Consider the following 23,326-nt stretch of genomic DNA (forward strand, 5'->3'; position numbering starts at 1 on the left):
GAGCTGGAGGATTTCCTCTCGGATAGCGCCGCGGAGGAGACGCTCGATGCGGTGATCAACTGGGGGCGTTACGGCGAGATCTTTTCGTATAACGACCAGTCGGAGATATTCGGACTCGCGGACGTCGAAGCGTAGTCGCGTTCGCGGATACCCCAAACAGGCATGTCCAGCAAAAGCGTATCGTCATCGTCCCGTCTCTCCGGTCTTCTTTTTCTTCTCATCACCGCGGTTGGCTGGGCGATCAATTGGCCCGCGATGAAAGTGCTGCTGCGCGAGTGGCCGCCGCTATTTTCGCGCGGCGTCGCCGGTGTGGCGGCGGCGCTGCTGCTGTTCGCGCTGGTGATCGCGCGCGGCGAATCGATGCGTGTGCCCGTGCGAGCGCTGCCGCGGCTGTTGCTGGCGGCCGGCACCAACGTGCTCGCATGGATGGGGCTGTCGACGCTATCGATGGTGTGGCTGCCGGTCAACCAGGCGGCATTGCTCGTGTACACGATGCCGCTCTGGGCGATGCTGTTCGCGTGGCCGATGCAGGCGCGCCGTCCGTCGGCAGGCGGTTTTTGCGCGCTCGTGCTGGGTCTCGCGGGCGTCGCCGTGCTGCTCGGCGGCCACGGTTTTTCTCTCGATGCGAACCGGCTCGTGGGCATCATCTGTGCGCTGCTCGCCGCGGTCCTGTTCGCTTTCGGCACAGTGGCGAACCGCGAGCCGATGCCGATTGCGCCGCTCGCGCTGGTTGCATGGCAGGTGATGATCGGGTGCGCGCCAATGGTGCTGTTCGGGCTTGCGGTCGAACGCCCGCAGCTCGCCGCGCTTCACGCCGACGGCTGGGCGGTGTTGATCTACATGGCGCTGGTGCCGATGTGCGTGTGTTATCTCGCGTGGTTTGAAACGCTGCGCAGGCTGCCTGCGGAGATCGCATCGATCGGCATGCTGCTGGTGCCGGTGCTTGGCATCGTCGCCGCGGCGCTTTCGATCGGCGAACCGCTAGGTGCGCGCACCGCGCTGGCGATGGTGCTGACCTTGAGCGGCGTCGCGCTGGCGCTGCGGCAGCAACGGTGAAATCCGGCGGATGGACCGGCCGTCGTTGGCACGGCCGGTCCCCGCGCTTACCGTGCGGCCATCGTCGGATAGTCGGTATAGCCGACGTTGGTCCCACCATAAAAGGTCGCGGCAATGGGCTCGTTAAACGGCGCTTTGTGCCTGAACCGCTCGATAAAGTCGGGGTTCGCAAGCGCCCACTTGCCGATCGACACGATATCCGCGAGGCCGGATTCGACGTCGTTGCCGACGGTTTCCAACGTCCGTGGCGAGCGCAGTAGCATCAACGGCCCCGACCACGCGTTGCGAATGTCGTTGAGCAATGCATCGCTCTTTGGCGTGTAGTACACGTGCAGATACGCAAGCTTCAGTTTGTCGAGTTCGCTCGTCAGATAGCGATAAAGATCAAGATTTTCATCGCCTTCCTTCAGACCGCCGACGGGTTCTAGCGGTGAAATTCGCAGGCTGGTGCGTTCCGGACCGATCTCTTGCGCAACCGCCTGCACGACCTCGATCGCAAGGCGCGCCCGATTCTGATACGAGCCGCCGTACTCGTCGGTGCGCAGGTTCGCGTTGGCCGCGAAGAACTGATGCAGCAGATAGCCGTTCGCGCCATGAAGTTCGACGCCGTCGGCGCCCGCCTCGATCGCAAGCGCGGCTGCGCGGCGAATATCCTGCACCGTCGCCTTGACTTCGGCCGTGGTCAGCGCGCGTGGCGTCGGCATCGGCTGCATGCCGTTGGCCGTGTACATCTGCTCGCCGGTCGCGAGCGCGGAGGGTGCGACCGGTTGCCGATGATGCGGCGTATTGTCCGGGTGCGACATCCGGCCCACATGCATCAGCTGGATAAAGATGCGGCCGCCCGCGTCGTGAATCGCGGACGTGACCTTCCGCCAGCCTTTGACCTGCGCGTCGTTGTGAATGCCCGGCGTCGTCAGATAGCCCTGGCCGTCTTCGGAGGGCTGCACGCCTTCGGTGATCAGCAGGCCGAGCGACGCGCGCTGCGCGTAGTACTCGGCCGCGAACGGGCCGGGCGTGCCGTCCGGGTTCGCGCGGCTGCGCGTCATCGGCGCCATCGCAAAGCGGTGGGGAAGCGAAAGGTTGCCGATCTTGATGGGGTCCCACACGGTAGTCATGGTGATCGAATCCTTCAGGTAGGGAGGGCGTTGCTATTGCCGGCGTCGCAGCGCCGATGTCGAAGGTGCCGGTCTTGTGGCGAATGCGAAGGAGCAGCGGCTATCCCGGACCGCGGGGAACGGCCACTGATAGGGGCATCCGGCTTGGAACGATAGAGGAGGAAGGAGGGGCAACGTCGCGTAATGCGAAGCCAGCGCGAGAGAAGCGTAAAAGTTCATCGAACCGTGAGGCGGATGACAGAACGATGACAGATTAAAGTTATTCAGTCTCGTTGCGGCGGGCCGAACCGTCAGTCAGCGTTGAAAACTGGCGGCGTGTCGCGGCTCGCGTATCGGTGGAATGGAAAAAATTAACGTTCCTAAGTATTTTCAATTCGTCAGAATGATCGAATAAATCGGCATCGAGTCAACCAAGATGGCGCTAACCATTTAATCACGCACTCAAAACGCTTGACACGCGGGCGGCAACGCCGCCGTTGCGCAGCAGCGCTTTGTCAGATCGTCCCGAATAGCGCGCGTGCGCCGTCGCGCAAAGTTTGCGCGACCGTTTACAGCGCGCGCCAGTTCTTCGCGCGACGACGCGAGGTCGAGCAGGGGCAGTGGAAGAGCGTCCGGACGATCGGGCGCAGCGGCGTTTGAAGCGGGTTTGACGCCACGCCGGCGCGCCGCGTGACGGCGGATGCTTCAGCGACACGCGTTATTGTCCGAGCGGACGCGCACTGCCGGCCGCCGACATCAGCGCGATGGCGGCCGGATCCGGCATGCCGTTCGCGTCGATCGCCCCGGCGGTTGCCAGCGCATCGAGGTCGCTGTCGACGCCTGCTTGCCCGACGATAAACGGTGTCGTCAAAAATGCGGATACCGACAGCGTCACCGCGTAATGCTGCTGCAGATTCGCGCCGACCGCTGTTTGCGCGGCCAGGACATTGGTCTGGTTTGCGAGCGCCTGCTGAAACGTTGCGTTGGTCGAAAACCCTGTCAGCAGACCGTTCTCGGTCGTGCCGAGTTGCCCGGCGAGGTAGACGAGCATCAGGTCGGTTTCCGGCGTCGTATTGAATGTGCCGCTGGAAAACGCGACGGAATGCAGCGTCGTGGCGCCGGAGGTCACCGTCAGGACGCACGGCAGCGCGGCGTTAAGCGTGATGCTGTAGTTCCCGCCGCCGTCCGAGAGTGCGGTGGCCGCGCCTTGGGCGCAACCGGCACTGACCGTCGCGCTGGCCAGCGCATGGCCGGTCGCGGCGGTGCCGGTTAGCGTGACATTGGGCTGTGTATTGGTGCCGCCGCAACCATCGACGCCGAGGCAGAAGCTGCCGCCGCACGAAGTGAGCGTCGCAGCGCATGCCGCATAAAGTGCGGCGTGCGCCGGCCGAGCGAAACGTAAAGCCTTGGTGTTCATCGCAGCGAATCAGCGATTAAAGCGGCTCAGCGACCGGTGGCCCGCCGCCGATGCTGTCGATGCTTTTCGCGCTCGCGCAGCAATTGCGGCATCAACTCTTCAATGTACTGCTTCGCGTGACCGCGCGTAACGATCTGACGAAAGCGTTGCTGCGCATTCACATGCCCGACCAGCGCGCCATGCGCTTTCTTCAGCACGTGCAGATAGGCCATCAGGCTCGTGCCGTCGAGCACGGGCTCGGCGTCACGCGGGTCGGTGGGGGCGGTCTGCGTCATGTTCCGATCCTTTGCGGGCAGTCGGTCCGGCAGGTGGCGGTGAGAAGCGGCAGCAGGTCGTTCGCGCGGCGGTCGCGCTCGGTGAGCGGCGCAATGTCGAATAGCCGCTCGAGGGTCGCGAGTACCGAACTATGATCGTACACCGTGTGATCGACGACGCCCCTGGCGACCCACGGAGAGACGACAATCGCCGGCACGCGAACGCCGTAGACATCGAACCCGAAGCCTGACGCGTTCAGCTCCGCGGACGCACCGTCGTTCGGTGCAGGCGCGCTGCCCGGCCTGGCCGAGTCGTACAGACCGCCGTGTTCATCGTGCAGAATCACGAGCAGGCTGCTGTTCCAAAGCGGCGACTGGCGGATCGCGTTATAGACGCGCGCGGCGAGCTGATCGCCACGTGCGACACCGTCTTTCGGGTGCTGCGAGCTGCCGTCCTCGTACGTCTGGTGCACGATATCGCCGTAGTTCGGTTCGATAAACGTGTAGCGCGCGCTGTAGCCCTGCGCAAGATCGGCTTCGAAGTGCGACAGGTCATCGACGTCGAAGAAATGGATGTTCCGGATCGATGTGACTTGCGGTATGCGGCCGGACAGCGAGCCCGACTCGTCCTGATAGAAGAGATAATGGCCTTCGCCCAGTGCATCGAAGATCGAACCTTTCGGAAACGTGAAGCCGTCGACGGATTCCCATTCGAGCATTTCGGCATGCGTGGGTGTGTGATCGAGGCCCGCCGACGACGCGCCATGCAGGAAATAGCGATTCGGCCAGGTCGGCCCGGGCATCGACGAGCGCCAGCCGTCGCACAGCACGAATTCGGTCGCGAGCGTGTAGAGCATCGGCGCCTGGGTGCGCGTGTCGATGCCACGCATCACGTCGCCCACGTCCTGCTGGGGCGGCAGCGGCCCCTCGGTGAGCGAGGTCGCGTAGTTTGCGGCGAAACCCGAATTGTCGACCGGTGGAAAAGGCTGACCTTTCTGGAACTGCACGCCCGCGCCACATAGCTGCTCGACGGCGTCGGAGAATTCATGTCCCGGGTCAGTGGGCAGTTGTTCCGGTGCGTCGCCGCCGAATGGGTAAACCGTGTCGCCGTAGGTGTTCGTATTGGCGGGTGTGGCCGCGACGATGCCGGGGATGCCGGATAGCGCAAACAGGTGATCGAAGGACCGGTTCTCGAGCATCAGCACGAATACGTGCTGAATGCTCGCCGGTGCGGATAGGTCCGTTGCGTTGGCACTCATCGAGCGTTCTCCTGTGGTGGGAGCGCGTGCTAGTGTACTGTCCCGCGGATAATCGCGTAAAGCCGGACACACCGGTGGCTTTCAGCGTGGCGGCACATGGAGTGGAAGATGAAAAAACTGCTGATTATCGGCATTGGAGCGGGCGATCCGGAATATGTGACCGTTCAGGCCGTTAATGCGCTCAATCAGGTCGATGTGTTCTTCGTGATGGACAAAGGGCCGGCGAAGGAAAAACTGGTCGCGTTGCGAAAAGAAATCATCGAGCGCTATGTGCGGAATCGTGACTATCGCATCGTCGAGGTGTCGAGCCCGGAACGAAAAGTCGGCGAAGCGGACTACGTCGGAACGGTCGAAGATCTGAATCGCGACAAACAACAGATTGTCGAGCGGCTGATCGCGCAAGAGCTGGGTGACGACGAATGCGGCGCCTTTCTTGTGTGGGGTGATCCGTCGCTGTACGACAGCACGATGCGCATTATCGACGCGATTTCGCAAAGCGGCCGGCACGCATTCGACTATCGCGTGATTCCCGGCATCAGCAGCGTACAGGCGCTCGCGGCACAGCATCGCGTCGCGCTTAACGCGATCGGTCGCCCGTTCGAGGTCACGAACGGGCGCACGCTCGCAGAAGGCTTTCCGCATGGTGTCGACAGCATCGTCGTGATGCTCGATTCCAAAAATACGTTCCGTCAGGTATCGAACGAAGATCTCGACATCTACTGGGGAGCCTATGTCGGTACACCGGACGAAATTCTGATCGCAGGAAAACTTCGCGACGTGATGGACGATATTGAACGCGTACGTGCGCAAGCGCGGCGGCGGCATGGTTGGATCATGGATACGTATCTGCTGAAACGGCGAAGCGGAGGCACAGGCGTTTGAGCCAGGTGGCGTCGCGGATCAGCCGAACGGGCCGCTTGATGTTCGCAATCGCGTGCGTTGACTTGTAGCTCGATTGATTTATACCCACCGCTCGTTATCGCAATTCCGGTAGCGACGGTCTCACGTTGAATAGCCCTGCTTTATCAGGGCGTTTTTATTTTCGAAGTCATTTCACATCAACCGCATCCGGCGGGCATACCTGAAAATACGCGGCTTGACAAAGCCCGGAATCACCATCTATTTTTCCTCTGCCAACATTCATTACTGAATTTTTCACGAACAAATACGCATAAAAAAGATTTTGCATTTGATTATGTGGTTGGCATTCCTTAATTATGCGATTCGTTGTTGATGTATTGCAAACGTCAGGTTGTGGAAAGAATATTGTCGGCTTTATTCACTGTATCGTCAGCCGCTTTTCGCGCCTTTGAATTTGACGCGTGCTTCTGTCTTGCATTCGCGTGAGCGGCGAAGGCGGCCATCGAGTAGCGGTAGCACACTCAACACAGGGGCAGACATGAAACCAGACCGTAGCTCTTGCAGGGGCCGCTCGCGTGGTTTAGCGCGGCTAGCTTTACCGGGCGCATTGATTACCGGCGTCCTGATGCTGGCGGCATGTGGTGGCGGTGACGGCAGCCCTTCATCGGCAGCCGCGAGCGCGATGCAACAGGCGAACGCAAACCAGCAAACCGCTGCGCAGCCACAGGTGGCGAACCAGCCGTACAGCGACCCGATTCCATACTCGACGAATGCCAATGACGGTTTGCCTGCGGCACAGGTCGCCGAAAAGGCGGCGATCATGCATTACCAGTGGACATCCGGTAAAACGACGGTTAACTACACGACGACGACCGGCCACTTGACCGCTTCGGATGCACAAGGCAACCCCGAAGCGACCATGTCCTACGTTGCGTACACCGCGCCCTCGACGAATGGCACGCCGCGTCCCGTCACCTTTGTCTATAACGGCGGACCGGGTTCGTCGTCGATCTGGCTGCGTCTTGGTTCGTTTGCGCCCACGCGCGTCGCCACCCCCGACCCGCTTTTGACCAACTGGCCGAACTTCCCGCTGGTGAACAACACGGAGAGCCTGATCGACACCACCGATATGGTGTTTATCGACCCGCCCGGCACAGGACTTTCCGAGGCGATTCTGCCGAACACGAACAGCGTGTTCTGGGGCTGCGATCCGGATGTCAACGTGATGCGCGACTTTATCATCCGCTATCTGACGGCCAACAATCGCAGCGCTTCGCCGATTTATCTGTACGGCGAATCGTATGGCACGCCGCGCACCGATATGCTTGCGCTGGCGCTCGAATCGGCCGGCGTGCAGCTGACAGGTATCGTGCTGCAATCGTCGATCCTGAACTACTTCGCCGACGCGATCGAGGCGACCGCCATTACCGAGAATACGTTGGGGCTGCAACTCGACACCGATACGCTGGCGGGCTATTTCCCGGGGTATGCGGAGGTGGCCGCGTACTACAAGCAGGCGTCGCCCGCGCCGCTCGACCTGGGGCTGTATGCGTTGCAAACCGAGCTATTCGCCACGAGCCAGTACAACGTCTTCAGGAAATACGCGCAGTCCTGGACACTGAGCCAGCTCGGCATTCCCGATGCGCTTGGCACGCCGGTCTTCCCGTCGCAACTCACATTGCAGTTGTGGCGCTTTCCTTCAAGCCTGACGCTGCAGGCGCTGAATGGTTACTTCAACATAAACCCGTATAACACGTCGCTGATTCCGGGCACGACGATCGGCCGCTACGATGGACGTGTGTCGTTACCCGATTCCGATCCGCGCTTGCAAACCGACTCGGACCCGTCGGATATCCTGATCTCGCAACCGTTCACGACCGCACTCGCCACGCAGTTGCCCGACTATCTCGGCTATACCGCGCCGAATGCGACGTACGTGCCGCTGAACGACAACATCATCGACGTCTGGGACTTCTCGCATGACGGTCAGCCGCTGCCTGACACGTTGCCTGATCTGCTCGGCGCGCTCACGTTGAATCCACAACTGAAGGTGTTGTCCGAAAACGGCTACCACGATCTGGCCACGCCGTTTTTCACCACCGAGAAGCAGCTCGCGCGCCTGCAAACGGTGCCGCACCTGAATCCGAACCTGCAGGTCAACTTCTTCCCCGGCGGGCATATGATCTATCTGGACGATACCGCGCGCCCGAAGATGAAGGCGGATCTGGTCGACTACTATGGCGGCCAACCGATTCCGTCCGCACTGTCGCTTGGGACATTGCCCGCGCCGTGGCGTGACGAGAGCCCGGCAGGTACGCCGACCGCTACCGCGCAGGCGACGACGACGCAGTAACCTTTAAAGCATGCGAGCCCCCGGCCGCGAAACCGGGGGTGTCCTCCCAGCCATCTATTGTGAGGGATTCATGTCTACGATTGCTATGCTGCGGCGCGCTGCGTCGCTGATTGTTCCCGGTGTGATCGGCATGCTGAGCGTGGTGGTTTTCGACGCGCAAGCATGGGCGGCGCAGGCTGTTGCGCCGGTCACGCTGCCCAAAGGCGGCCATGGTGTGGATGGCCCGTTTTTCCCGAGTAATCGTCCGGGACCCATCGCGCCTTCCAGCGGCACGCAATTGCAACAACAGGCGCAGCAGCGTATCGAAGCGCGTCTCGGTGGGACTTCGGCGCTGGCCAACGGTGCCTCGATTACGCAGGCGCAAGCGCAGAGCAGTGGCCTTGGTTTCATTGCGAAACACTTCGCTCAGATCGATACCGCTCATACCGGCCGCGTAACAATGAACGACGTCAGGCAGTATTTGCAGCAACAACAAGGGCAGTGAAAGTAAGGTCCGTGAGTTTAACGGCTTGACGACTGCCGACCTTTGGTGGCGACGCCTGATGTGGCGCACGTGCCAACGGCGGCAGTTTCCGTCAACCGACGCCGAGCGCGGCCTTGGCTTTGTCCCAATACTCGATGCGCGCCTGCATCCCAATCGTCCCGCCATTGATGCGCTTCGTGATCGTCGTGAAATCTTCAGCCAGATCGCGGCCGGGTTTCGGATCGGCGAGTTCGTTGAGTTTGTTACTCCACCAGAACCACGCAGCTGAACGCGCCGCGCCTTCGGGCTCCTGCAACAGGTCCGGTTGCTTGAGCAGGTCCAGCTGCAGCCCTTGCGCGCAGCGTTCATAGTTTTCGCGGCCCGTCAGCTGGATGAGCCCGCGCCCACGGAAGCTCCAGCCATCTCCGCTAGCCTCGTTGCCGTTGCCGAGCCGGTCTGCGTAGATCAGGCTCGCGAGCTTTTCGGGGTTGCCCGCATATTGCTGTGCTTTCTCATCGCTGGGAAAACGCGCAGGCCAAACCTGGCGCAGTCGTTGCGCCGAGTAGTTCAGGTTCTCCGACAGATAGCGGAACTGCCCCGACTCGTGCAGCGTCTGCGCGAGAAATGCCGCCTGACGGTAAGGCGTGTCGATCGACCATTCGGCCATCGCGTGGTTGAGGGGATTAAGCCATTGCTGCGCATGCGCGTCCGGGTCGGGCACAGTGAGCAGGCGCTTCAATTGATCGAGCGTGATATCTGACATGGTAGGAATCCTGATGAACATGGCGTCCGGTTGGGACGCCATGATGAGCCGTGGGCGGGAATCAAAACGGTGCTGAGGCCACCGTCATCGATGGGTAGTCGATCCCGCCGCGGTTATGGGTTGGGGTTATTCGGGTCGGCCGGGTTGTTTGGGTTCGCCGGGTTCGCTGGGTTATTCGGATTCGCCGGATTCGCCGGGTTAGCCGGATTATTCGCCGGTGCGTTCGGCGTCGTGCCGATCGTCTTTGGCTGGATCGCGGTCTGCAAAATGTCCAGCACGCGAGCGAGCCCTTCTGGCATGCCCGAATCTTCGGCTAGCACCTGAACGTGGTATTTCGCCGAGTTGTCGGACGAACGGGTGTTTTCCTTGTGCGACGCGACGGACCCTTCGATGTGCACCGTCGCGCTAATGGGACCCCAGCCGATCTTCGCGTCCGCCGACAATTTGGCGGATGCATCGGTCGACTCCTTCGACGCAAACGACGACTTCACTTCCATGTCGAAGGTAATGTCCACTTTCGTGATCCCTAGCGCGGGGACTTTGACGATGGCGAGCAGCGGCACATCGAGTGTGACGTTCTCGTCAATGGTTTTGCTGGCGTCGGTCGGGTCCGCAATGGGACGTCTGAACGCGAAGTGGGCGATACGGGTATCACCGACGCCGTTGGGGTCGTTGGCGGGCGGCGGCAGAAACCCGACGTACTTGATGAAATCGGCGGTCGCGTTGGCGAGTTTGATCTGTGCATCGCAAGCTGCGGTCAGCGGACTGCCGATCAGGTCTGACATCGGCAAACCCTTGAATTGGGATGCCATTTCGATAAGTTCGGGCATGGAGGTTCCTTTAAGAGTGCGGTCCTGGGAATCGATGCCTTCACGTGATCGACATCCGGCATCGCGGGCGCGGTGGGGCGCCTGTCACGATATTAGGATCACTAAGAAAGACGGTTCGTGACAGTTCCTGTTGGCCCTATAGCGTATCTTTAGCGAGCGTCGCGCACATCGGACTCGGGCTTGCGACGCAGCCATCGGGTGATGCGGCGCAGGAACGCACGACCGGTCGATGCGGACGGCGCCTCGGATGGGACGTCGGGGGACAGGGCCAAAATCAGCTTCTGGTTCTGCGTCAAAAGTAAGGTCCAGCGCTTGCCGCGCGGAGCCAGCGCCGTGCGTTCGATCGGGGTGAAGCGCAAGGTGGTTGCGTCTGGACGCACATCGATATGCAGCCGTCGGTACACGGGGGAGTGGCCGATGCGCTTCCACCAGGCGGGCGGACGCAGCGCGAGTACAGTTTGCCGCGCGTTGCCGATACGACGCGTGACCGCGCAACAAGGCAAGCTGAAGGTTAACTCGCCGAGCCGGTAGTGGTACGTGCACTGCAACGCGTATTTCATTGCGCAGTCGAAATCCGGGGACGCGAGCGGATCGCGCGCGAGCGACGCGTTGACTTCGCGGAGCATGTCAGCGAGCGCCTGACACAATGCGTCGACAGTAAGCACCCGGTTGGTCACGGTAGTCAGGTCAGAAAAACGGGCTTGCGAACAAAGCCGATGTGATAGACCACATATTGAAGAACGACCTGGTGTTCACCGATGTTGTACAGCCCGAAGCTCTTCTCGAAGCCGAGAAGATAGCCGCGCGGCGTACCGCTCAGGCAGCGGTTAACCAGATCCATCGCTTCCTGCACTTCCGCTTCGGTGCGGATGTTCTGTGGGTTGTCGTTGCCAACGACGATGCGCTTGACGAAGCGCATCTCGCTCAGGTGGAAGCGCTCGGTCGTCACGTCCCGGGCTCCTCGGCCGACGGCTGGACCAGGTCGGTCATGCCCTGACCCTTGATGACGTCGTCGATCAGCCGCGCGAGCCCTTCCGTCTTTTCCGCAGCCAGCAGCTTGAGCTTGATATGCGCGATGCTGCGGCTCGCGCTTTTGGTTGCGCTGCTGGCGCTCACCATGAGCGTTGCTCTCTTTTTTGCGGGCGCGGCCTTGCCGGTTTGGGTCAGGATCGCGTCATTGTCGCTATCGCTTGCGCGATCCACTTCTTCGAAATCGCCGAGTTCCAGGTCCAGATCGACCTCTGCCTCACCGATCACAAGCGAACTGTGCGGCACGAGTGCCAGCAGCGGCAGCCGGTAATGCACCATATCGTCCGGCTTTGCAGTGCTGTGCGTGGCAGGCAGCTGGATGTCGATGGTGGTCGGCTGGCGGTCGTCGGTAAAGAACGTGGCGAAATTGGAAACCTGCTCTTTCTCGACCATATGCTGCGCCTGCATGATCGATTGCGCGATCGCTCGCACAATGTCTTCGAGACTGCTTGAAGTGGCCATAGCCGCTCCTCCTGGCGAGAGCACATGTCGGAAATGCGTCGGATCGTCCGCTTGAGGTCACCACGATAGCGGGCGTCGGATTGCCGATCCTGATCGTTTATGACGTGCATTCAGCATGCATCGCCTCTGCCATCCAGCCGCGCCGGCCGGCGTCATTGCCGACCTCTGCCGCAAACCCCATTTCCCGAATATGTAATTTGATTAATTGCTCCCGGTATCTCCGGCCAGGCAAATTGTATTTATCCGGAAAGGATATTGAACGTGAAATTAAGGATATCGAATGCTAATTTGAGGATATCAAACATTCACTTCAAAGGGAGGTGGGCAGTTTCGCAATCTAATTCGCCTATCGGTGGATGTCATAAATTGTCATGTTGCCGGTTTTACCGTCCGCGAACATAAGTGCGTGTGCCAACACAATCGGGGTAAATATGATGGCGTTGCTTTTGCTCGATGACGATGCGCGCAAGCGGAGCGAAGTCTTCGATTTATTCAGTAACGCGGGATACCAGGTTAGCTATGGTCACGCAGCCGATGCGTTGCGCGTGGATTCCGGCGGCGGCGCGCTGTGCAAGTCCGTCACTATCTGGGAGGTCGACGAGTCGCATCCGTTTCCGCTTTATATCGCGAGTCTGGCGCGCGGTGTCAATCCGCCGTGGCGCCTGTCATTGCATCAACATACGCTGGTGGCGCCGAATAGCAGTTGTACGAAGCTTACGAGCCTTGAGTTCTCACTGATCAAAGTATTTGCGTTGTCAGAGAAGGGCGAGGTCGTTACGAGAAAAAGAATTATCGATGAATTCGGTGAGCATTATCTGAGCTACGACCAGAACCGGCTCGATACGACGGTCATGCGCTTGCGCAAGAAAGTGCGTGACAGGCTCGGCCTCGCATTGCCGTTGAATACGGTGAGAGTGCGCGGTTTCAGCTTCGATGACTGGCTGATCCTCGATCATTAATGCGGCGGCATTGAATGTTTCCTTTGTTCATACGTTAGGACAACGTGCGATTCACGAGTCGGCGATAGAATGAGATCCCTCGCAGATTGAGATGTAATAAGCAATGGATCTCAATGACGTCGCCTTATTTGTACAAGTGATTCGTGCGGGCAGTCTTGCGGAAGCCGGCCGCCGGCTCGGCATCCCGGCTAGCACATGCAGCCGGCGCATCCAGCAGCTCGAGCGCGACCTCGGCGTGCGGCTGATGCAGCGTTCGACCCGGCGCCTCGCGCTGACCGCCGCGGGGCAGGACTTTTTCCGGCGATGCGCGGAACAGGTCGATGCGTTGGCGGAATCGGCGAGACAAATGCACGATGCCGGCGAGTCGGTCTGCGGGCGGATTCGCGTAGCGGCGCCGGCCGATTTCTTTCATTGGTTTCCGCTGGAACGGATTGCGCAGTTTCTGGGGAACTATCCCAATGTATCGCTCGAGTTCGAACTGAGCGACGGCTATACCGACATGCTCGGCGAGAACATCGACGTCGCCATTCGCACGGGGCCGGTCGATGAACCGACGCTTGTCGCGCGGCCGTTCGGCTCGACGCAGAAAGCGCTGGTCGCAAGCCGCTCGTATCTGGACATGCGCGGCATCCCTGCGGCGCCGGCCGATCTTTCGTCGCACGATTGCATCGTCTCGCCCGGTCACAATGGCGCGCGGGTTGTGTGGCGGCTCGACGGACCGAACGGCCGCGAGCAGATTCCTGTCAAGGGCCGCTTTCAGGTCAGCACATCGCGCGCGCAACTCGACGCTGCGCTGGCGGGGCTCGGCATCGCGTTCTTGCCGACCTTCATGGCGGAACGCTGCCTGAAGGCCGGCACGTTATGCGAAGTGCTGCCGGGCTACGCGTATCGGGATGTGCGCGTCTATTTTGCGTATCTGACTCGCAGACATATTCCGCGTGCCGTAAGCGCATTCGCCGAATTCGCGCAAACGATCATGATCGAGGAACAGATGATCGACGCTGTGCCATCGGTAGCGCGTCCTTTGGAAATGAAATCCACCGGCAACACGCTTTGACACGCAATGTTGGACTTACGTGTCGCGAAAGGGCTGAAATTTCGCATTTCAGCCGATTCCGGACAATTATGTAATCCGCAACGCACGCATCGTAAAATGTGTAGAATCCCGACTTGTTTTAATTCGAAGGCCATTTAATTGGGCATGTTTTCGCAATTAACGAAAATACCAATATATGAGAAATGATTTACGGAAAACTTGTAATCGGGATATTCAAAGGAACTGACCAGTTATAAGGTCGAATTGCGCGTCGGCATTGGATAAAAAACGCCACCCACCGTACGCGCTCAGGAGACGAAGATGAAAAAGAACGCGGCATTAGGCGTTATCGCCTTGCTGTGTGCATCGGCTGCGCACGCGCAGTCGTCGGTCACGCTGTATGGCCGGGTCGATGCCGGCATCGAATATATGAACGGCGTACCCGCCGGCCCCACCGCGAATGGCGCGGCGACGCACGAGACATCGCGATTTCGCGCGGAAAGCGGTGACTGGGGAACGAGTTTGTGGGGCCTCAAAGGAACGGAAGATCTCGGCGGCGGTTATGCGGCCGTATTCCATCTCGAAGGTGCGTTCAATACGATGACCGGCGCGGGCAGTAGCGACGGCCTATTCGATCGCTACGCAACCGTGGGCCTGTCGAGCCAGCGCTTCGGTACGCTGCTGCTTGGCCGCGAACTGTTTATCGCGAACGGGGTATGGGACTTCGATCCGTTCGGCCAGTCGAACTGGTCGTCGGCGTCGCTTGTGCGCGGACGAAACTGGCTGCACTCGAGCAATACCATTTCGTACCAGACGCCGAACCTCGCGGGGTTCGACGCGTTTGGGCAGTACGCGTTGTCGAACGCGACGAACTGGAACGGCAACGGTACGACACCGCAAGGACGTTGGGCGGGTCTGCAACTGACGTATACGTCCGCCCATGTGCAGGCGCGCGCCATTTACGACGAAATACGCGATGCGCAGAACGGGCTGCTGGATGATCCGTTCACCGCGTCCCGCGAGTACACGGCCGCGGTGAATGTGTTTTTCGGCGCGTTCAAGCTGCAGGCCGCGTATCAGGCGATCCGCACTTCGGGTGCGCCCGCGACCACCGGCGTTTCGCCGACCAGTCTCGACCACGAGTGGGGCGGTGTGACTTGGGAGATAACGCCGGCCGCCGCGGTGATCGCGGCGGTGTATCACGTCAATGCGAACAAGGGCGCGGGTAACGCGACGCTCTACACGGTGGGCGGCACGTACAACCTGTCGAAACGCACGTTGCTCGATTTCCAGATCGCAACCGTGCAGAACAGCAGCACGGCGAACTTCGCGCTAAACGCCAATAGCGCGGGCGACACCGTCGCGACGGACAATCCGCTCGTCGGGCATAGCCAGTCCGGTGTGTACGCGGGTATTCAGCACGCCTTCTGACGGGTTTCGACGATCGAGCGGGCGGCGTCAACCGTCGACGTCTCCCGCCGCATCTGCTATCGACCCCGGCGTGACACAAGCGGAGATCGCTGAGGCGCTGGGTGTCGCGGCGGCGAGCTGGCTCGCGCATCATCAGATGCTGATCAAGCAAGTCAAACATCCATACGGCAGCACGACGCGGTGTCAGGGATTACCCGGTTGACCGCGTTGCAGCGCTCGTTTAATTTCGTCTAAAGCCTGTCCGGACCGCCTGGTCCGGGCACGAGCCATGCGGCGTTGTATGCAAAGCGGTTCATTGCGCAATGCCGGTCAGTACGTGCGCAGTGTGCGCCCGGTCTACCTGGTCCCTAGACGCAGTTCAGTACGCATTCCGCCGCAGCATTCCAGCCGCATATCGGCCCATGACCCTCATCGGTAGTCCGGCCGCAGTCGGCAACTCACCCGCGCATCACACGGCCGGGTTCAGGAGGAGACGACGCGATGAAGGAAAAGGCCCGCTGGCTCGTGATTTTCTTCTGCTTCCTGGCGATCGCGGTCAACTATATCGATCGGGCGAACCTCGCGGTCGCCGCGCCGCACATCATGAAGGATCTCGGCATCGGGCCGGCGGGCATGGGTTTGCTGTTAAGCGGCTTTTTCTGGACGTATGCGGTGATGCAATTGCCGTTTGGCTGGTTCATCGACCGCATCGGCGCGCGTGTCGCGCTGCCGCTCGCAGTCGGGTGGTGGTCTGTGTTCACCGCGGCGACCGCGGTTGCCGGTGGCTTTACCGCGATGTTCGGCTGCCGGCTAATGCTCGGCGTCGGCGAGGCGGGCGCTTATCCGTCGTGCGCGAAACTCGTCAGCCAATGGTTCGCGCGCGAAGAGCGTGCGTTAGCAACCAGCATCTACGATAGCGGCTCGCGCACCGGCTCCGCGTTGTCGCTGCCGATCGTCGCAGCGATTATCGCCGCGCTCGGGTGGCAGGCGTCGTTCGTGATCACCGGTGTGCTGGGCATTGTGTGGGTCACTGGTTGGTTCGCGCTGTATCGCGAGCCGGCCGCGAATCCCGCATTCGAGCGGCGCAGACCGGCGACCGCGCAACCCGACGCGCGCTCGATCCGCTGGACCTCGCTGTTCCGCTATCGCACCGTGTGGGGCATGATGCTCGGGTTCTTTTGCCTGAACTTCGTCATCTATTTCTTTATCACGTGGTTTCCGAGCTATCTGGTCGAGGTGCGCGGCTTCTCGTTGAAGTCGCTTGGCACGCTCGGCACCTTGCCTGCGATCGCGTCCATTCCGGGCGGATGGTTCGGCGGATGGCTGTCCGATACGCTCGTCAGGCGCGGCTGGAGCGCCACCGCTGCGCGCAAGACGTGCATCGTCGGCGGGATGCTGCTGTCGTCGGTGATTACGCTCACGGCCGTGGTGCCGGGTATCTACGAAATGCTCGCGCTCTTTGCGCTTGCGTATGGCAGCCTCGCGGCTGCGGCGGCCAGTATCTGGTCGTTGCCGGCGGATGTCGCGCCAACGCCGCAGCATGTCGCATCGCTCGCAGGCATTCAGAACTTCGCATCGAATCTCGCGGGCATCGCACTGACGACATTCACCGGTGTGATGCTGCAGTTGACCAAAGGCTCGTTCACGATTCCTTTGGTGGTGGCGGGCGCATTTTGTGTGCTCGGCGCGGCGAGCTACCTGTTCGTGGTCGGCCGTGTCGAACCGTTGGACGGGAAACGCGACGACGCAATCGATGAACCCGCGTACGCACGCCACACGTGATGCGATAGCACGATGACGCGCGAACGTAGGCCCTGGTGCATGGCTCATTTCATTCTTCACGCTTGATCATGGCTAAACCTGAACTTACATCGTATGCCGAAGTCATGATCGGCGCGGACGCACTGCATGCGTTGGTCGTTGCGATCTGGCAGGCGGCGGGCAGCGCGCCGCGCGAGGCGACGCTGGTCGCCGATCACCTGGTCGAGGCGAACCGGGCGGGTCACGACTCGCATGGCGTCGGGATGATCCCGCGTTATATGCGTGCGTGCCGCGAAGGCGAGCTGAAGCTCAATACGCATGTGCAACTCGTGCGCGATGCCGGCGCGGTGCTGACGCTGGAAGGCGCGCGCGGGTTCGGGCAGGTTGTCGCGTTCGAAGCGATGGAACGCGGCATCGAGCGCGCGAAGCAGCTCGGGGTGTGCGCGGTCGGGCTGCGTAACGCACATCATATCGGGCGCATCGGGCATTGGGCCGAGCAGTGCGCACGCGCCGGGCTCGTGTCGTTTCACTTCGTCAATGTCGCGGGCGATCCGCTGGTCGCGCCATTTGGCGGTATCGACCGGCGCTTCGGCACAAATCCGTTTTGCGCGGCGTTCCCGCGTGAAGGGCGCGCGCCGCTGGTGCTGGATTTCGCGACCAGTGCGATCGCGGCAGGCAAGGTGCGGGTCGCCTTCAACAAGGGGATCGACACGCCGGCGGGCGCGTTGATCGATGTCGATGGCCGGCCGACACGCGACCCGGGCGCGTTGTTTAGTGAAGGCCAGCACGGCGCGCTGCTTGCATTCGGCGGCGATGTGGCTGGTCACAAGGGAGCGGGACTGGCTGCGATGTGCGAGATTTTCGCGGGTGCGCTAACGGGCGGATTCACGACGCACGCGGAAACGGTCATAACCAGCAACGCGATCGTCAACTGCATGATGTCGGTGATCGTCGACCCGGCTGCGTTTGACGCACCCGACAAAGATCAGGAAGCGGATGCATTCGTTGACTGGCTGAAGGCGGCGCGACGAGCCGAACGCACCGAGGAAATCCTGCTGCCCGGCGAGCGCGAAAACGCAACGCGCCGCGAGCGCGCCGAAAAGGGGATTCCGGTCGATATGACGAGCTGGGCGCAGATTATCGACGCGGCGCGCGCGGTGGGAATGACCGACGCCGCGATTGCGCAATACGAGGCTCGCTGACCTCGGCTCGTGTCAGGCCGCGCGCACGAGATCGGCACGCACGAACTCGACAAACCGCTTCACGACCGCATTGTCGCGACCGCTTTGCCATGCCAGTCCGATCTGCCAGCGTGCGCTCGCGCCACGCAACGGAATGATCCGCGCATCGCGCAGCAGGTACTGCGTGCGCGACGGCAAAAAGGCCGCGCCGACGCCCGCCGCCACCGCAGCCAGAATGGACTGGATATCGTCCGCCTGCTGGATGATCTTCGGCACGAATTGATGTTCGCTGCACCATTGATCGATCTGCGCGGCGAGCCCCGGACCCTGGCGGCGCGATAGCGCAATCAGACCCAGTTCGTTCAGCGCCTGCAAGTTCGACGGCAGGCGCTTCCACCGCACATGCTCCGGCACCGCGAGCGCAAGCCGCTCGTCGATCACGCGGAATGCGGACAGTCCGTGAGCGGCTGGCAGACGCAAAAACCCGACATCCAGTTGAGCGCCGAGTAGCCGCCGGGTCTGCTCAGCCGACGACAGATCGTTGAGCGTCACGCTGACGTCGGGATGCTGTTGTCGGAACTCGGCAATCAACCGAGGCGCGATGGTCAGCGTCGACAGGCCCAGGCCGATGCGCAGAAAGCCGCGCTTGCCGCTGCTTGCCTCGCGCGCACGCGCGAGCACGTCATCGACATCGCGTACTAACGCCTGCGCATCGGCCAGAAAGGTGTCGCCGAACACGGTCAGTTCGGCGCCGTGCCTGCCGCGCTCGAACAGTTTCGCGCCGACACTGTCTTCGAGCGCGGCGATCTGTTTGCTGAGCGCCGGCTGGCTCAGCGCGAGCGCATCCGCCGCGCGGCCGAAGTGCTTCATGCTGGCGACGGTTAGGAACGCGCGAAGCAGGCGGATTTCCATGCGCTGATTTCCATTCCAAATAGTGATTGAATCGATCGAAAGATTCATTTTACTTATTGATCGAGCGGCAGTTCAATGATTACATCATCAGCCGGGACTTGCACCATGAAGCCATCTTCCATTGCGCCGCTGCGTATCGCGGCCGTTCCATTTGCTTCGCGTCGAGGTGACACACGCGATAACGTGACGCGCATTGTCGCTGCGCTCGATCATGCTGCGCGCGCGGGCATCGCGCTCGCGGTTTTTCCCGAGGCGTGTCTCACCGGCATGGGCGGCGGTACGCGTTTGCGCCACGCCGATTGGCAGGCGATCGCCCAACCGCTCGACGGTCCTTTGATCGGCGAGGTCGCGCAGGCGGTCAAGCGAACCGGCGTCGCGGCCGGCGTCGGATGGATCGAGCGCGCCGCTGACGGACGCTTTTTCAATAGCTACGTCGTATGCATGCCGGGCGGCGCGCGTTTTTGCCATCGCAAGTTACATGCGGGCGGACATCGCATCGACGACGGAAGCCGGTTCACGGTGTTCGATACGCAATGGGGCGTGCGGGCTGCCATTCTGATTGGTGCGGATAACGGCCTGGTCGAAAATGCGCGAGTGATCGCGTTGATGGGCGCCACGCTGTTGCTTGCGCCTCATTGCAGCGCCCCTCGCAGCGCCCTGCGCGGCACACATGAGGCACGCGAGGCGAGCGGCGAACAGGGTGAGGGCACGGACTTCGGCGCGATCGAAGCGCTTCGTCGTGCGATGCCTGGGCGCGCGCTCGACAACGGCACGTTTATCGTGCTCGCCGCAGGCACGGATGACGACAGCGACGATGCCGGCGCACGTGGCGCCGCGCTGATCGTCGACCCGCGCGGCAACGTGCTTGCCGATTCCGGCGATCGTCCGCAGCCGTTCATTTCAGCCGATATCGACCGGTCACTGGCGCGTGCACGTGTCGTTCAGTTGTGGCGCGCATCGCGCCGTCCCGCGCTGTACCGGCCGTTGACGGCGTCCGCCACGCCTGAAGAGCTGGCCCCGCCCGAGCCGAAGGGCGTCACAGCGCGCGGCGCGGTGCCGATCAGTTTCGCGGTGGTGAAGAGACGCGTGAAACCGCAGTCCGGTAGCGAATCCTGATCACGATGCGGCACCGCGTCGCGCGCGATGCTTGCGCAATCACCTGACAAATCAGCGCGATATTGCGGGCCGCAAGCAGCGACGCCGCGGCGCTCCATCGCGCGCGCGAGGCGCGAAACTATCACTCCGTTAGCGGTGGCCTATCTTGCGGGCGATCCGTGTTCGCGCATTTGATGGAATTGGGTGAGTTGGGTAATATGGAGGGACTGACGCATTCAGCGGTTTGAGGCAAGGAGTACCAGGAAGCATGGAAGACAACGAACACATGGCGCCTCGCCAGGCGAGTGACGGGCATGAAGACGGCGCATCGCTTGCTACGCCCGAGTCCCGCGCCGCGCTGCAGCCACGTCGCAAGCCGTATTGGCACGCGGTCGATACAGGACGGCATCTCGGTTACTACAAAGGCGCGCGCTCGGCCAGCTGGCATGCGCGGCTGTTCGTCGGGGCGGGCCGCTACGAGGAAATTCTGCTCGGCAAGGCCGACGATAGCGCCGGCGCCGACGGGCTCATGGTCCTCAACTACACGCAAGCGGTGGCGCGTTCGCATGAATGGTGGTCCGGCAAGGGGCGCGGCGTGCTGGGCGGCGCGGCCGCCCGGCTTGGCCTCAGGAATCGGCCCAAAAGGCGCGTGCAGACCGACAGGCTCGACGAGGTCGCGCTGGCATGGGCGCGCGAGCGGCCGGACCTCGATCTGAGTCTGGTCGGCCTGTTCCTGCGCATCAAGCAGGCGCACTACATGCATGAGCGGCGCCTGACGGCGATTTCGCAGGCAGTGGGCGTCGATATCGGTGAACTGCATGTGCTGCTCGCGTTGCGCCGGGCTGGCGCGCCGTACGCGATGCGACCAACCGACCTGTTCAAGTCATTGCTGGTCACCTCGGGCGCGATGAGCAAACGCATCGACCGGATGGAGGGCATGAAGCTCGTCGCGCGCGTCGCGGATCACGAAGACCTGCGCTCTTCGAACATCGTGCTGACCGAAGCCGGTGTCGCGGCGGCCGACAAGGCGATCGTGCGCATCGCAGACGGACTCGCCGTGCTGCGCGCCGAGATCGGCATGAGCGACGCTCAGTTCAGCGAAGCGGACTCCTATATCAGGCGCATTCTGTCGGTGGGCGGCTGAGTTCGCAGGCGGCCCTGGGCACGTTGCAAGTCGATCCATCGCCTCGCGCTTGCTGGAACAGACTGTTATCTTGACTGTATATCTTCTCAGGAAGATACTTAGTTCGTCGTCACGACGTTTGAGAAGCCTCGATTCACCGAGCCCAGCGCATTGCGCGAGTGTGGAAGTCCCGGCTTGTCGGCGGCCGGCGGCTACCGTGCGGGGACGCGCAGCGTTGTCAGACTTCGGCCAACATCCTGCGAGCCGTGCGGTCCGGGAATTTTAGAAGTTCTGAGGAATATCGTCGAAATGATGCACAAAGCTTTTCGGGGACGCGGCGCAGGCTCCGGGCAGCGCAGCCCTTTCGATCGGCAGATAGGGATCGAAAGCATGGAGCAAACAGGTCAGTTAAACCCCTCATACGTGGCTTGTTCTGGCGCGGTAGCGTCGTCCAGACGTTCCGCGCAGATTTTTATCACGAATGTCGAAGCGGGCAGTGAAGGCCGCAATCTGGCAACGGCCGTAAGCAGGCGCCGTAGCGAGCGTTATCTGCGGCTGGAAATCGTTCGTCGTGGCCGGATGACGATCGAACAGAACGGAGAAACGCTCGGCTTCAGAGCCGGCGATATGCTGCTGCTGGATCCATCACGCAAATTCAGCCGTACGCTTCGGGAGTCCACCCACATCTCGGTACTGCATATCTCGAAGCGGGCACTTGAGGACCGCGGCATGTCCTATCGCTTCTTGCGCGCATGTCATCCGATTCATGAGACCGAGGATGTCGCCGCGCTGCGTGCTCTTCTGCTGACGTTTATCCACTATCTCGACAACGCGAGCGATGCATTGGTCGAACGGCTCGGCCATCATTTCCTCGACCTGATGGACGTGATGATCGAAAGCAGCGGGGCGCTGGACAGCGGCCGTGGCGCGAAGGCGATCGTGCCGCGCGCGACCCGGATCATCACGTGCCGTCTCGCCGATACGAACCTGAACATGGCGGGTATCGCGAATGAACTGAACGTGTCGATCAGTTCGTTGACGCGCGCGTTCCGGCAGCGTGGCCTGTCGCCGATGCGCTATGCGTATGAACTGCGTCTCGAGCACGCGGGCCGTCTGCTTGCGCAGACGCCGACTCTGGCGATTCAGGACGTCGCCTGCCGGTGCGGCTTCGCCAGTCCGGCGCACTTTAGCCGCCTCTTCAAGAAAAAGCACGGCATGACCCCGCGCGAGTACGCGAACCATCATGAGTCGCCGCAAGAATGCGAAGCCACCGAAGCCACCGAAGCCACCGAAGCCACCGCACCACGCGAAGCGTGACGAGATCGCCGCGCGGAGTGGGGCGGCATCCGCATCGGCACACCGCCAGAACTCACTGCATTCACACGTTATGCCTGCCGCTAACGGTTTTCGCGAAGTTCGGCGAACGCGGGCGCCGACACGTGCAGCACCTCGTAGCTGCGTGACGGTGCCGGCAATTCGGCTTGCGTTCGCGCCCAATAGTCGAATCGAACCAGCCGCCAGCTGAGCGGGTCGAGTCCCACCGCGCGCGCAAGCAAACCCGGCGTGCGCTCGACCGCGTCCGCGGCCATGTCGATTTCACGCTTGCGACGTTCGATAAGATCGGTTTCCGGATGCAAGGTCTCGTCTTCACGTGTAAGCGCGGCGATTGCCGTCGGGTCGGTCAGGTGGCCCGAGCGCGCATACGCGAGGCCTGGCCATGTTTCGACCGGCGGCGCGCCAAACGAGTCCTTGATTGCGCCGAACCCCGGGCCGGCGAGAAAGCCCCACATCGCGTCGGTCTGCGGCCACAGATACACCGGCGCGTACTGGCTGCTCTGCGCGCCGAACTTGCCGCGCTCGCGAATCAGGAAGCACTTGAGACCAAGCCCTTCGAGGGAATCGAACGACGCCCCCTTGCTGGCGACGCGCTGCCGGATCAGATCGATGTCGTAGTCCGCAGGCAGCGTGATCTGATATTGCATGATGAACATGAGTCGCTCCTCGCTTG

The 23,326-nt window shown here is 61.7% G+C and carries 25 protein-coding genes; 14 read left to right on the forward strand and 11 right to left on the reverse strand.

Annotation, left to right across the window (positions count from 1 at the left end; genetic code table 11):
- Together HV796_RS28495 and HV796_RS28500 are read left to right on the forward strand one after the other, a co-directional pair.
- A partial coding sequence (locus HV796_RS28495; protein ID WP_175230044.1) for an AAA-associated domain-containing protein occupies positions 1 to 135 on the forward strand: 135 nt, incomplete at its 5' end.
- 27 nt (positions 136 to 162) lie between these two features.
- The gene (locus HV796_RS28500; protein WP_175230046.1) at positions 163 to 1,056 is read left to right on the forward strand and encodes a DMT family transporter; all 894 of its coding nucleotides are present in this window, start codon (positions 163 to 165) and stop codon (positions 1,054 to 1,056) included.
- Positions 1,057 to 1,103: 47 nt separating this feature from the next.
- On the opposite strand, the gene HV796_RS28505 is transcribed toward HV796_RS28500, so the two are convergent.
- From HV796_RS28505 to HV796_RS28520, 4 genes are all read right to left on the reverse strand, one after another.
- Positions 1,104 to 2,171, reverse strand: coding sequence for an alkene reductase (locus HV796_RS28505; RefSeq protein ID WP_175230049.1), 1,068 nt, complete (start codon positions 2,169 to 2,171; stop codon positions 1,104 to 1,106).
- Positions 2,172 to 2,868: 697 nt separating this feature from the next.
- Positions 2,869 to 3,567 carry a hypothetical protein gene (locus HV796_RS28510; protein WP_175230052.1) on the reverse strand — a complete coding sequence of 233 codons (699 nt, stop codon included), beginning with the start codon at positions 3,565 to 3,567 and terminating at the stop codon, positions 2,869 to 2,871.
- Between the two features lie 26 nt (positions 3,568 to 3,593).
- Complete coding sequence (locus tag HV796_RS28515; RefSeq protein ID WP_175230054.1) at positions 3,594 to 3,842, reverse strand: hypothetical protein; 249 nt, start codon at positions 3,840 to 3,842, stop codon at positions 3,594 to 3,596.
- Positions 3,839 to 5,080, reverse strand: coding sequence for an alkaline phosphatase family protein (locus HV796_RS28520; protein WP_175230057.1), 1,242 nt, complete (start codon positions 5,078 to 5,080; stop codon positions 3,839 to 3,841). Before HV796_RS28520 ends, HV796_RS28515 begins: the two co-directional genes overlap by 4 nt.
- Before the next feature lie 108 nt (positions 5,081 to 5,188).
- On the opposite strand from HV796_RS28520, the gene cobF reads away from it, so the two are divergent.
- The 3 genes from cobF to HV796_RS28535 all read left to right on the forward strand — a co-directional run bounded on the left by cobF (position 5,189) and on the right by HV796_RS28535 (position 8,778).
- Complete coding sequence (gene cobF / locus HV796_RS28525) at positions 5,189 to 5,962, forward strand: precorrin-6A synthase (deacetylating) (RefSeq protein ID WP_175230059.1); 774 nt, start codon at positions 5,189 to 5,191, stop codon at positions 5,960 to 5,962.
- A gap of 517 nt (positions 5,963 to 6,479) precedes the next feature.
- Positions 6,480 to 8,294, forward strand: coding sequence for a S10 family serine carboxypeptidase-like protein (locus HV796_RS28530; protein ID WP_175230062.1), 1,815 nt, complete (start codon positions 6,480 to 6,482; stop codon positions 8,292 to 8,294).
- A 70-nt stretch (positions 8,295 to 8,364) separates the two neighbouring features.
- Positions 8,365 to 8,778, forward strand: a complete 414-nt coding sequence (locus HV796_RS28535) for a 2-oxoglutarate dehydrogenase (RefSeq protein WP_175230065.1) — start codon at positions 8,365 to 8,367, stop codon at positions 8,776 to 8,778.
- Positions 8,779 to 8,869: 91 nt separating this feature from the next.
- Here HV796_RS28535 and HV796_RS28540 read toward each other — a convergent pair whose 3' ends face one another.
- The 5 genes from HV796_RS28540 to HV796_RS28560 all read right to left on the reverse strand — a co-directional run bounded on the left by HV796_RS28540 (position 8,870) and on the right by HV796_RS28560 (position 11,841).
- Complete coding sequence (locus HV796_RS28540) at positions 8,870 to 9,520, reverse strand: glycoside hydrolase family 19 protein (RefSeq protein ID WP_175230068.1); 651 nt, start codon at positions 9,518 to 9,520, stop codon at positions 8,870 to 8,872.
- A 113-nt stretch (positions 9,521 to 9,633) separates the two neighbouring features.
- Positions 9,634 to 10,350 (reverse strand): DUF2589 domain-containing protein, encoded by a 717-nt coding sequence (locus HV796_RS28545; protein WP_175230072.1) that lies wholly within the window; start codon positions 10,348 to 10,350, stop codon positions 9,634 to 9,636.
- 149 nt (positions 10,351 to 10,499) lie between these two features.
- Positions 10,500 to 10,910 carry a hypothetical protein gene (locus tag HV796_RS28550; RefSeq protein ID WP_175230075.1) on the reverse strand — a complete coding sequence of 137 codons (411 nt, stop codon included), beginning with the start codon at positions 10,908 to 10,910 and terminating at the stop codon, positions 10,500 to 10,502.
- A gap of 122 nt (positions 10,911 to 11,032) precedes the next feature.
- Positions 11,033 to 11,299 carry a hypothetical protein gene (locus HV796_RS28555; protein ID WP_217478024.1) on the reverse strand — a complete coding sequence of 89 codons (267 nt, stop codon included), beginning with the start codon at positions 11,297 to 11,299 and terminating at the stop codon, positions 11,033 to 11,035.
- Complete coding sequence (locus HV796_RS28560; RefSeq protein WP_175230078.1) at positions 11,296 to 11,841, reverse strand: DUF2589 domain-containing protein; 546 nt, start codon at positions 11,839 to 11,841, stop codon at positions 11,296 to 11,298. Before HV796_RS28560 ends, HV796_RS28555 begins: the two co-directional genes overlap by 4 nt.
- A gap of 431 nt (positions 11,842 to 12,272) precedes the next feature.
- On the opposite strand from HV796_RS28560, the gene HV796_RS28565 reads away from it, so the two are divergent.
- The 6 genes from HV796_RS28565 (at position 12,273) to HV796_RS28585 (ending at position 18,209) form a co-directional block, all read left to right on the forward strand.
- Positions 12,273 to 12,800 (forward strand): winged helix-turn-helix domain-containing protein, encoded by a 528-nt coding sequence (locus tag HV796_RS28565; protein WP_175230081.1) that lies wholly within the window; start codon positions 12,273 to 12,275, stop codon positions 12,798 to 12,800.
- A 103-nt stretch (positions 12,801 to 12,903) separates the two neighbouring features.
- Positions 12,904 to 13,857, forward strand: a complete 954-nt coding sequence (locus tag HV796_RS28570; RefSeq protein WP_175230085.1) for a LysR family transcriptional regulator — start codon at positions 12,904 to 12,906, stop codon at positions 13,855 to 13,857.
- 300 nt (positions 13,858 to 14,157) lie between these two features.
- Positions 14,158 to 15,267, forward strand: a complete 1,110-nt coding sequence (locus HV796_RS28575; protein WP_175230087.1) for a porin — start codon at positions 14,158 to 14,160, stop codon at positions 15,265 to 15,267.
- A gap of 70 nt (positions 15,268 to 15,337) precedes the next feature.
- Positions 15,338 to 15,469 carry a hypothetical protein gene (locus HV796_RS45490; protein ID WP_281369872.1) on the forward strand — a complete coding sequence of 44 codons (132 nt, stop codon included), beginning with the start codon at positions 15,338 to 15,340 and terminating at the stop codon, positions 15,467 to 15,469.
- 278 nt (positions 15,470 to 15,747) lie between these two features.
- Complete coding sequence (locus tag HV796_RS28580) at positions 15,748 to 17,028, forward strand: MFS transporter (RefSeq protein WP_175230090.1); 1,281 nt, start codon at positions 15,748 to 15,750, stop codon at positions 17,026 to 17,028.
- 68 nt (positions 17,029 to 17,096) lie between these two features.
- On the forward strand, positions 17,097 to 18,209 hold the full coding sequence (locus HV796_RS28585) for a malate/lactate/ureidoglycolate dehydrogenase (protein ID WP_246356093.1): 1,113 nt from the start codon (positions 17,097 to 17,099) through the stop codon (positions 18,207 to 18,209).
- 12 nt (positions 18,210 to 18,221) lie between these two features.
- On the opposite strand, the gene HV796_RS28590 is transcribed toward HV796_RS28585, so the two are convergent.
- On the reverse strand, positions 18,222 to 19,100 hold the full coding sequence (locus tag HV796_RS28590; RefSeq protein WP_175230093.1) for a LysR family transcriptional regulator: 879 nt from the start codon (positions 19,098 to 19,100) through the stop codon (positions 18,222 to 18,224).
- Between the two features lie 105 nt (positions 19,101 to 19,205).
- On the opposite strand from HV796_RS28590, the gene HV796_RS28595 reads away from it, so the two are divergent.
- The 3 genes from HV796_RS28595 (at position 19,206) to HV796_RS28605 (ending at position 22,635) form a co-directional block, all read left to right on the forward strand.
- Positions 19,206 to 20,216 (forward strand): nitrilase-related carbon-nitrogen hydrolase, encoded by a 1,011-nt coding sequence (locus HV796_RS28595; protein ID WP_175230096.1) that lies wholly within the window; start codon positions 19,206 to 19,208, stop codon positions 20,214 to 20,216.
- Between the two features lie 247 nt (positions 20,217 to 20,463).
- Positions 20,464 to 21,339, forward strand: coding sequence for a MarR family winged helix-turn-helix transcriptional regulator (locus tag HV796_RS28600; RefSeq protein ID WP_175230099.1), 876 nt, complete (start codon positions 20,464 to 20,466; stop codon positions 21,337 to 21,339).
- Positions 21,340 to 21,708: 369 nt separating this feature from the next.
- Positions 21,709 to 22,635: a helix-turn-helix transcriptional regulator gene (locus HV796_RS28605; protein ID WP_175230102.1), complete on the forward strand. Its 927-nt coding sequence runs from the start codon at positions 21,709 to 21,711 to the stop codon at positions 22,633 to 22,635.
- 80 nt (positions 22,636 to 22,715) lie between these two features.
- Here the strand turns inward: HV796_RS28605 and HV796_RS28610 are convergent, their stop codons facing one another.
- Positions 22,716 to 23,309, reverse strand: a complete 594-nt coding sequence (locus HV796_RS28610) for a DUF4865 family protein (RefSeq protein WP_175230105.1) — start codon at positions 23,307 to 23,309, stop codon at positions 22,716 to 22,718.
- Positions 23,310 to 23,326 lie beyond the last annotated feature (17 nt).

The sequence above is a fragment of the Paraburkholderia humisilvae genome, assembly GCF_902859855.1.
Classification (GTDB): domain Bacteria; phylum Pseudomonadota; class Gammaproteobacteria; order Burkholderiales; family Burkholderiaceae; genus Paraburkholderia; species Paraburkholderia humisilvae.